Origin of the sequence: Synechococcus sp. OH2 (assembly GCF_047462155.1) — a bacterium.
In the GTDB taxonomy this organism is placed as follows: domain Bacteria; phylum Cyanobacteriota; class Cyanobacteriia; order Thermostichales; family Thermostichaceae; genus Thermostichus.
In genome coordinates this window covers 29,092-38,737 of the sequence record NZ_JANSIR010000065.1, presented here as the reverse complement: position 1 = coordinate 38,737, position 9,646 = coordinate 29,092, and the positions used below count along the sequence as shown (strand labels likewise).

Sequence of the window (9,646 nt, the reverse complement as noted above, 5' to 3'; positions counted from 1 at the left end):
CCGCCGCAACCGCCGCTCCAACGGTGGGCGACAGGCTAGCAGGCCACGGGTGTAGGGGTGCTGGGGCTGGCAAAAAATTTGGCTCACTGCTCCCTGTTCGACAGCCTGGCCCCGGCACATCACCACCACCTGATCCGCCAATTCGGCCACCAGGTTGAGGTCGTGGGTGATAAACAGAATGGCCATCTGCCGCTGTTGTTGCAGATCCCGGAGCAGGCGCAAAATCTCCGCCTGTACCGTCACATCCAAGGCGGTAGTCGGCTCATCAGCAATCAACAGCTTAGGGTTAGAGGCGATCGCACAAGCGATGGCTGCCCGCTGGATTTGGCCGCCGGAGAGCTGATGGGGATAGCGCTCCAGCAGGTGCGGGGAAAGCTGCACTTCCTCGAACAGGCGGATCGCCCGGGCGTGGATCTCCGCCGGGGGGAGGGAGGTATGGGTTCTCAGGGTTTCCCGCAACTGCTGACCACAGGTGTAGAGGGGGTTGAGGGCGGTGCTCGGCTCCTGAAAGATCATGGCGATCTGGGAGCCGCGGTAGCGCCGCCGTTGCCGAGGATCCAGCCGCAGCCAGTCCACCGTTCCCTGGGGGCCCTGAAAGAGAATGGTGCCTTCCACCCGGGCGGAGCTGGGCAGCAAGTCTATCAGCGTCAGGGCGGTCATGGTCTTGCCGGATCCCGATTCCCCCACTAGGCCCAGGACTTGTCCGGCCCCCAGTTGAAAGGACAGCCCATCCACCACCAGGGATCCCAAGCATTCTGTCTGGCTGCTGCCGGCAGTGCGGCTGGGCAAGAAAACCCGCAACCCCTGAACAGTCAGAAGGGCAGAAGTGACAACCGGAGCGACATCGGCCATGGCTGAGGGCGGCGATCGAGGGATTGGCAGGATTATAGACCACCCCTCCAGCTTCCCTTCTTTTCCCGCTGGGGCAGCTGCGGGACTTCGGCAGCGTCACTGAGGGAGTCTGGGTCTCAGCTACAGACTCGGCTCAGCTCCTGCTCAGGATGGCCAAAACCTTAGCGGGCGGGCCAGAAGATTCCAAAGCAGGAGGTGTAGCCGTGTAAAAAGGTGGAGCCCCCAACCGGGCCGATCTCCCCATTGCAAAAAAACCCCCCCAGCGGCAAGTCCCCCAGCAATTCCCGAAACCGCTGCGAGTCATGGTTGGGAGTGCCGTACAGCCCTTTGCCTCGCCCCAAACAGGAGAACATCAGCGCCCCACAGGGCTCTGGTTGCGGCTGGGAGGGGCGCTCTGACGAATAACTTTGCCCCAAGTTGCGCTCGACACAATAACGACTGAGGGCCCACCGGAGATCCTCTGCCGAAGTCTGGGCATCCCGCAGATGAAACTGCACCGTCTGGCCGGGGCGCACCCGATCCCCAATGGCCATTGCCCCCAGGCGTGGGTCAACGCCCAGAATCACCCGAATGAGAAAGTCTCCCGGCGTCGGTTCGGATTTGAATTCGTCCATCAGCAGGCCGATGAAGAGAGCTTGGCGGGCCAAGCGTTGATCTGACGGGCTGAGCCGTTCGGCTAAATCCCTTAAGACCACCAAAGGAGGGCGACCTTCCAAGCTGAGGATCACGTTCCCCTCCGCTTCGGTGACACGCAAGGGATCCCCAATCGGGCGACATCCCTGGGCCACCACCGCATCTAGCACCACGTTGCCAGAGAGGGCCAGCCCCACCGTGCCTTCCCGATACAGCTCCCGCCGGGGCGTAGGGGTACGCGCATCCAGCAAAAACAGAGCATTGCCGCGAGGAGCGCGGCCGCCACTGGCCAATCCCCCCACCTTGACCGCCCCCGGATAGGCAAAATCCAGCCCTTGCAACAGTTCAGAGATCCGAGAGGAAAATCCATCCGCCAAGAGCAAGAAATGGGGCTGGGCCTGCGGCGCAACCCCCACCAGATCAATCCACGCCGCAGGAGGTGCATCCAAGTCGGGCAGTTGTTCCCCCCGCAGATGAAACGGGTGCAAGGCCACATCCGGCAGCACCGCCAAAGACAGCGACAGGGCCGGCCCATCTTCAATTTCCTGCCCCCCACCCACGATACCACCGCCGGAGCAGCCAATCAAAACGTCCACCTCCAGCAGATCCGACAGCAGTGGCAACACGCGAATGTATTCGCTGGCAAAGGCCGCCGACACAAACAGGATCCCTAAGTTGGGCCGCAGCGGCTGCGGGGGAACGTACCCGGTGAGCAGCCCCGGCAAGCTGCCGGACCCCACTGCCTGCACCTGTCGCGTCAGGACGCTCTTCAGTTGAGCTGCCTGAAGCTTAGCCTTGGCTTCCTCCACCACCTGCCGCAGAGCCGCTTCCAGAGAAGGAAGCTGGGAGAGCGCGTTCACCCACTGCATCGGCGTGTTCCTACGGTCTGGAGTTTGCTTTTTTAAGCTAGCAATTTATGCCCAGGACTGGCTGTTCTGCGTAGCCTCTTGTTTGCAAGGTGTTTAGGGCAGATAGGGCCGCGGATCCACAGGTGCGCCCCCACCAGGGCGGACTTCAAAGTGCAGGTGCGGCCCTGTGCTGCGACCCGTATTGCCCCGGCTCATGATCGTCTGCCCCTGCTGCACGTACTGGCCCTTGGACACATAGATCTGATGGCCGTGGGCGTAGCGGGTGACGATCCCGTTGGGATGGCGAATATCCACGCGATTGCCATAGCCATCTCCGGAATTGCCGGCAAAAATGACCTCCCCCTCCTGCACAGCTACAATGGGGGATCCCACCGGGCCGGGAATATCGACCCCCGCGTGGAAGCGACCGCGACGGTAGCCAAAGCCAGAGGTGATTGGCCCGGCAACCGGCCAGATGAAGCCACTGCTGCGGGCCCGGGGAGGAGCTGGCGGCGCTGGCCGAGCTTGGGATTGTCTCCGGGCTTGTCGGGCAGGAGCTGGGATCGGGGGCTGCGTGCCTGGCGCCGGAATCGTCAGGCGTTGGCCAATGCGCAGCCAATGGGGATTGCGCAGATTGTTAGCCTGGATAATCGACCGCTGCGTTACCCCATAGCGAGCGGCGATCCGCTCGATGGTGTCACCGGCTCCCACCGTGTGGGTCAGGGAGCCACCGGCCAAGAGGGCCTGCCGTTCTTGCTGCATCTGCTGGGCCCGGCGCTGCTGCTCGGCCTGTAATCGAGCTTGCTCCTCGGCTTGGCGTTGCGCCTCTTCCTCCTGGCGGCGGCGTTCTTCCGCCTCGCGGGCCTTCTGGGCGGCGATCCTCTCTTTCTCGCGCCGGATTAGCTCGCCCACATCGCCAGGGATGAGCAGTCGTTGGCCAATGCGCAGATACTCCGGCCGATCCAGGGGGGTTGCCTCGATGATCCGCTGCTGCGGAACCCGATAGCGGTTGGCAATGTCTTCCAGGGTGTCCCCTGGCTTGACGCTGTAGATCAATCCTGGCTGGCTGGGGATCAGCAACTTCTGCCCTGGCTGCAGCGGTGTACTGGCTTGAATGCCGTTGGAGACAGTGATGGCGGCAGCATCGAGCTGGTACATCTGGGTTAGTTGCCAGAGGGTTTCTCCCGGCTGCACCTCATGCTCGAGAATGCCTCGAGGCCCTTCCCCGCTTGGGATCTGGCCAGCCTCGAAGGCTTGCCGCAGTCGGGCTTTTTTTTGCTCGTAGTTCTGCTGCAGGGCGCCGGACAGCGTGTGCACCGAGGGCGGAATCGGCTCCGCCAGCTGGGATCCCCAGGGGTGGCGAGAAAGCTGACGTTGATGCAGCGTGGCCGCCCCCGCCAAGCCCAACATGAGCAAGAGGCCGGTGGTCCACATCGGATAGCCCCGTCGCGCCGGAGCCAAGGTCGAGGGATCTGGATTTTCTGGCTCGGCTGGCTCATCGGAGGGGGCCGGCCCCGACTCTTCCAGGGCATCGGCGCAGGGATCCGCCTCCAGCTTTAGGAGCCACACCATGCCCGTTAAGCTGAGAGAAAGGGCTAAGCCAGCCCACCGGAGTCTTGACGGGGCAGAGAGAAGTGCCGGCTCCCACCCCTCGGCAGCCCGCTCCTGAGCGGTCGGGATCCCTGCCGGATCCTCGGGCGGAGAAAGGGTGCTCACGGCAGCACCCTGGATGTCCAGCTCACTCCTCTGGGCATTTGAGAACGTCAATCTTTGGGGCATCCTCACACCAATAGGCTGATACTAGAGTGGAAGAGAAGATGTCAAAATTGAGGCCAGCGTCCCCTTGCAGCAAGCTCCACCAAGACTGGCGAAGCCCAAGCGCAGTTCGATAATGAACAGATTGGTTCGCACTCAGGTTAGAGTACCGTAGTTAATAAATCTAGACAAGTCTTCACAGGTAGTTTCAGCTGAGATGCTTGTCCCCCAATGATTGCAGCCCCCGGCCCGTTGAGATTTTGTCGAGCCTTATCTGATGCAGGACAGAATGTGCCATCGTGCTTACCTGGAAGATAAAGCCCGCTTTGCTGTAGCTGAAACTACAAACCAGGACTCTCCATGACTTTAGTTGTCTACAACACCTTGACTCGCCGTAAGGAAGTGTTTCAGCCCCTGTCAGCCGGTGGCTCTGAGCCCATGTCTGCCGACGAGGCGGCTGGCGGGGAGAAGCCCCTGGTGCGGATGTATGTCTGCGGCGTTACAGTTTACGATCTCTGCCACCTCGGCCACGCGCGCACCTATGTAGTGTGGGACATGGTGCGTCGTTACCTGGAGTGGCGGGGCTACCGGGTGAAGTATGTGCAGAACTTTACCGATGTGGACGACAAGATCCTCAAGCGGGCCTTAGAGCGGGGCGAATCGATGCAGGCGGTGGCGGAACGCTTCATCGCCGAGTATTTCCAAGATATGGATCGCCTCAACATCAAGCGGGCCGATCTCTACCCCAGGGCAACCCGATCGCTGCGGGCGATGTTCGAGCTGATCCAATCGCTGGAGCTCAAGGGCTTTGCCTACCGGGTACGGGATCCCCTTGCCCCTCAGGCGGAGATCCCTGCTTACGATGTCTACTACGCCGTCCGTAAATTCCCGGACTACGGCCAGCTCTCCGGTCGCAAGCTAGAGGAGCTGGAGGCAGGGGCCAGTGGCCGGGTGGGGGAGGAAGGGGCTGGCAAACAGGATCCCTTCGATTTTGCTCTTTGGAAGGCGGCTCCCCCTTCCGAGCCGGGGTTTGAGTCCCCTTGGGGTTGGGGACGTCCGGGCTGGCACATCGAATGCTCGGCTATGGTGCGAGAGACTCTGGGGGATCACATCGACATTCACGCCGGCGGAGCGGATCTCATTTTTCCCCACCACGAGAACGAGCTGGCCCAATCGGAGCCGATTACCGGCAAGCCGCTGGCCAGGTACTGGCTGCACAACGGCTTTGTCAACATCAACGGCCAGAAGATGTCCAAATCTTTGGGCAACTTCACCACCCTACGCCAGGCGCTTGCCGTCTATCACCCCATGGCCCTGCGGCTGTTCCTGCTCCAGACCCATTACCGCAGCCCGATTGACCTCACCGAGGCGGCGATGCAGGCGGCCAGCCACGGCTGGGAAACTCTCCAAAAAGGGATCCACTGCGCCCAGCAGTTTTGCCAGACGGTATCTCCCGATTGCGAGGCGATGCAAGCCTTTCAGGCGGCCATGGACGATGATTTTGGCACCCCTGGGGCGCTGGCCCTTGCTTTTGAGCTGGCCAAAGAACTGATCCGTGAGCACAACCTCTTGACCCACCAGGGCCACACCCACCTGCAGCCGCAGGTGCTGAGGCAGAAGAGCGCCGCCCTGCTGGAGATCTTGGCCACGCTGGGCTTCTGCTGGCCCCAGCCTGCCACCGCCCAGGGATCTGAGAAAGCCGTCGCCAATGGGGAACTGGCCAAGCTTCCACCCCTCGAAGAAAAGCAGATTGAGGAGCTGGTGGCCCAACGCACGGCAGCCCGCAGGGCGAAAAACTTTGCCGAGGCGGATCGAATCCGGGAGCAGTTAAAGGCCCTGGGGATCACCCTCATCGACCAAAAAGACGGCACCACCCGGTGGCTGCGGGAGTAGGGGTTGCCCATCACGAAGGGATCCTTAGGCCGGAAACGGCCTGGCGGTAGAACTGGCGCATCTCGGCAAACCACTCCACTCGCGAGGGATCCCAGGTGTAGAACATGTGGCCGCCGCGGTAGTGGCGCAAGAGAAGGTTGGCCTTGAGGCGGGGATCCAGCTTCATCAAGTCCACCAGGTGGTCGGAGGCAAAGTAAGGGGTGACCAGGTCGTAGAAGCCGTGGTGAATGCCCACCCGCAGGTGGGGATTGAGGGCCATGCTGCTGCGCAGCTCGTCCATGGCGCCAATAAACCCTTGCTTGAGTTCCCCTTTGGGGGTAAACCGCCAGGACTTGAACACCTCTAAGTTCAGGAGGTGGTAGGTCAAGTCTGTGTCCACCTGGAGGGTCTCCCGCAGGTGGCTGTTGATGGCGGCGGTAAAGAGGCGATCCACCCCATCCAAGGTGGGATCGGATCCCTCGAAGGTAGGCCGATCCGGAAAGGGATCCACCGTGGTGACGGAAGCATCGTACAGCCCCAACACCAGCCGCTGGGAGCGCAACAGCTCGCGGGCAAAGCTGGCCGGGTCGATCCGACCGCCTTTGTGGGCCACATACTCAGGTGAGAGTCCGATCCCTGCCGCCATCTCTGTGTAGATGGCCTGCCGCTCTGCCTCTGGCATCGCCTCCCCCATGGCCAAAAGAGGCAACAGCCGCTGGCGGGCAAAGCCTTCTGCTTTGGGCAGCAAGATCTGCAAATCCTCCCCCCAGCCACACCGCCCGTGATAGGCTGCCGTGGCTACATAGGAGGGGAACAGGGTTGCCCAGGTGCTGAGGTTGTAATCGGTGGTCTCCAGCAGCCCGAACTCGATGGCCGGCGAGATGAGAATCGCTCCTGACAGGCCCACCCCAAACTTGGCTTGCAGCTCCTTGGCCAGCCGCGCCACCCGAAATCCCCCGTAGCTCTCACCGGCAATGAAAATGGGAGAGAGCCAGCGCTTATACCGCGAGAGGAAGCCCTGGATAAACTCGCCCAAAGATTGCAAATCCCGCTCCACGTCCCAGAAGGGTGCTTCTTTGGGGGGCTCCTCCTCCTTCTCCTCCGGCTGAGTGGGCTTGGCCGCCGGATCGGATTTTTCCTGAGAACTTTTGGCGTCTTGAGACTCCTTGGGCAGGGCGCGGCTAAAGCCTGTCCCCACCGGATCGACGAAGACCAAATCAGAAAACAGCAGCCAACTTTCGGCGTTATCCACCAGTTGCACCGGCGAGGGCGGCAGGCTGCCGTTGGGCCCAAAGCAAATCCGTCTCGGCCCCAGGGATCCCATGTGCAAATAGGCAGAGGCGGCCCCCGGCCCGCCGTTGAAAACAAAAGTCAGCGGGCGGTGCGGGGAGTCAGAATCCTGCCTCAGATAAGCGACGTGAAAGATCTCGGCCACCGGCTTTTCTCGGCGGAAGAGCGTCTGCCAGCCAGCCACCGCCCTGTAGGGGAAGGACTCCCCCCCGGCGTTGAACGTGTGCTCTGTGGTGTGCAAGACAGGAGTGGACTTAGATTCTGCAGGCATAGAGACACGGGAGCTGCAACTTGCCTATCCAGTAAATCACAAGTTGCCAGATCTCCACCCCTGCCTTGGAACAGGAGCCGAGGGTTACAGGGTGAGCGGCGCTTCCAAGGTCAGATTAAAAGATTGGCCGGGGCGCAGCACCACCACCTGGGGAGCGGTAACATTGCCTACCACTACGCCAGCCGCTGCCCCTCCCAGGACATTGCCCGCCGAGACACCGCCGGTGATGGCTCCCAAAAGGGTGCCTGCGGCTGCCCCAATGGCCGCATCCTGGGCGATGGCCTCAGCCGAATACTGCCGGGGATCTTTCTCGTCGTGAAGAATGTTGGAAACAGCCCGCAGGCTATAGGTGCGACCCCCGAGGACGATGGCAGTGGCAACAAAGCGGGATCCGCCCGGCGCCGGCTCCATCTGCCCGAAGACGCGGCTGCCAGCCGGGATCACCAAACGCCCCTGGTTGTCGAAAATGTTTTGCGTGACGGCCACTTCCAGGGGATAGATGGTGTCTGGATAAAAGTATTGCGGCCCTTCGCTGCTGAGGCTGCCGACGGGAATGATCGTCCCCTGCTCAAGGCGGTAGGTGCCCAATTCAAAAAGCGGCTGGGCCACCACCGGCAAGGGGGCCAGCAGAGGGATCCCTGCCCAACCCATCACAGCGGCTGCTAAGATAGCTTTCATTGCAAATCTCCTAATTCTCCAGGGTTCTGGCGGGTGTCTGTGGCCTTGCGGGGCCAGTTGCCTTCCCTGTGCAGATCTCTCCATAACTTCTAGGTTATCGAATTAAAGTGCCAGCCCCTTTTCCGGGGTGAGTAGCTTTATCTGCAACTTTGGGCAGTTTTGGGCAGCCCGAAAGCCTACTTGTTCAACTTGAATTGAGGCGCACGGCCCTCACCCCCAGCCCCTCTCCCAGAGGGAGAGGGGGGATGGGGCTCAAAAGTGCTGGAAGGCGTGCTGGCGGCTGAGGGGTTGTCCGTCACTCAACCGCACCGTTCCCTGCGGATCCCAGCCGGTTACTTCCCCAATCCAGGTCGCCCCCGGCAACTGTTCCAGAAGGCGCTGGGCCAGCGCGGGCTCGGCGCTGAGCAACAGCTCAAAATCTTCCCCGCCGTAGAGCGCCCACTCCAGGGCTTGGCCCGGAAAAACATGTTGCAAAGCCGCCGAAATCGGGATCCGCTCCGCCTCGATCCGCGCCTCCACCCCACTGGTCTGGCACACCTGCACCAGAGCATCTGCCAAGCCATCGCTGGTGTCCATGCCAGCCAGGCGCAAAGGATCCGGGATCCCTTCCAAAAGGGGTAATAGATCCAAGCGCGGGCGCGGATATTGGTGCGCCCTGATTAACTGCTCTCGCTCGGCTGCCGCGGCTGAGGATCCCTGTTCGGGATGGAGCAGCAGCTCCAGGCCGGCCCGCGCGTCGCCATGGGGCCCTGTTACGATCAGCCAATCGCCCGGCTGGGCCCGTTTGCGCTCAATAGCCCGCCCCGGCTGTACCGATCCCAGAGCCGTGATCGCCACAAACCGCTGCGGCGACCGACACAGATCCCCCCCTACCAATTCCGCTCCCCAAGGGGCACAACAGGCTTGCATCCCTCGATAGAGCTCCTCCACCCAAGCCACCGGCGTGGATCCCGGCAGGCCCAGGCCCACCAGCAAAGCCAGGGGACGGGATCCCATCGCCGCCAGATCCGAGAGATTGGCTGCCACCGCGCGCCAGCCCACTGCATGGGCCGGGGTGGTTAAGTCGCTAAAGTGAACCCCCTCCACCAAGACATCGGTGGTCACCACCAACTGCCCCTTGGGAGCGGCCAACACTGCCGCGTCATCCCCCACCACCTGGTCAGGGCAGTAGCGCTGTACGATCTGCAACAGCCCTGCCTCGCCAATTGCCGAGATCGGCAGGGGAGAAAGGTCGCCGCTGGGTTGGGGAGGACGACCCGGAGGATCGAAAAACAAAGGAGCCCCTTGCGGATACACAGCGGGGTAGCTTGCTAGCCTCGTACTAAGCGCTCCGCACCGCTGACGCGAGTAGTACGGGGCGGAAAAGCCCGTTCGCGTTAGCAGGACGTAGTCCTTGAGCGACTTGAGTCGCTCGCCAATGCCATAATTCTAAGCAAGCACCCACCCT

The 9,646-nt window shown here is 61.9% G+C and carries 7 protein-coding genes; 1 reads left to right on the top strand and 6 read right to left on the bottom strand.

Translation table 11 applies throughout. The features are described from left to right. The 3 genes from NW835_RS05380 to NW835_RS05370 all read right to left on the bottom strand — a co-directional run. The coding region (locus tag NW835_RS05380; protein ID WP_414414717.1) for an ABC transporter ATP-binding protein at positions 1-852 on the bottom strand (852 nt) is incomplete at its 3' end. 161 nt (positions 853-1,013) lie between these two features. Beyond that, a complete protein-coding gene (locus NW835_RS05375) occupies positions 1,014-2,354 on the bottom strand; it encodes an FIST N-terminal domain-containing protein (protein WP_414366074.1) in 1,341 nt (446 codons plus the stop codon). Between the two features lie 93 nt (positions 2,355-2,447). Next, a complete protein-coding gene (locus tag NW835_RS05370) occupies positions 2,448-4,049 on the bottom strand; it encodes a LysM peptidoglycan-binding domain-containing protein (protein WP_414414716.1) in 1,602 nt (533 codons plus the stop codon). 399 nt (positions 4,050-4,448) lie between these two features. Here NW835_RS05370 and cysS point away from each other — a divergent pair, with 399 nt between their 5' ends. Next, positions 4,449-5,981 (top strand): cysteine--tRNA ligase, encoded by a 1,533-nt coding sequence (gene cysS / locus NW835_RS05365; RefSeq protein WP_414414715.1) that lies wholly within the window; start codon positions 4,449-4,451, stop codon positions 5,979-5,981. 10 nt (positions 5,982-5,991) lie between these two features. Here cysS and NW835_RS05360 read toward each other — a convergent pair whose 3' ends face one another. The 3 genes from NW835_RS05360 to thiL all read right to left on the bottom strand — a co-directional run bounded on the left by NW835_RS05360 (position 5,992) and on the right by thiL (position 9,474). Then, a complete protein-coding gene (locus tag NW835_RS05360; RefSeq protein ID WP_414414714.1) occupies positions 5,992-7,521 on the bottom strand; it encodes a S10 family peptidase in 1,530 nt (509 codons plus the stop codon). An 84-nt stretch (positions 7,522-7,605) separates the two neighbouring features. After that, positions 7,606-8,199 (bottom strand): hypothetical protein, encoded by a 594-nt coding sequence (locus NW835_RS05355; protein ID WP_414414713.1) that lies wholly within the window; start codon positions 8,197-8,199, stop codon positions 7,606-7,608. 252 nt (positions 8,200-8,451) lie between these two features. Then, positions 8,452-9,474, bottom strand: coding sequence for a thiamine-phosphate kinase (gene thiL / locus NW835_RS05350; RefSeq protein WP_414372529.1), 1,023 nt, complete (start codon positions 9,472-9,474; stop codon positions 8,452-8,454). Positions 9,475-9,646 lie beyond the last annotated feature (172 nt).

Bases quoted from the DNA above. Each gene is read 5' to 3' on its own strand.
- NW835_RS05375 (WP_414366074.1), bottom strand. From the start codon at position 2,354: ATGCAGTGGGTGAACGCGCTCTCCCAGCTTCCTTCTCTGGAAGCGGCT.
- cysS (WP_414414715.1), top strand. From the start codon at position 4,449: ATGACTTTAGTTGTCTACAACACCTTGACTCGCCGTAAGGAAGTGTTT.
- NW835_RS05360 (WP_414414714.1), bottom strand. From the start codon at position 7,521: ATGCCTGCAGAATCTAAGTCCACTCCTGTCTTGCACACCACAGAGCAC.
- NW835_RS05355 (WP_414414713.1), bottom strand. From the start codon at position 8,199: ATGAAAGCTATCTTAGCAGCCGCTGTGATGGGTTGGGCAGGGATCCCT.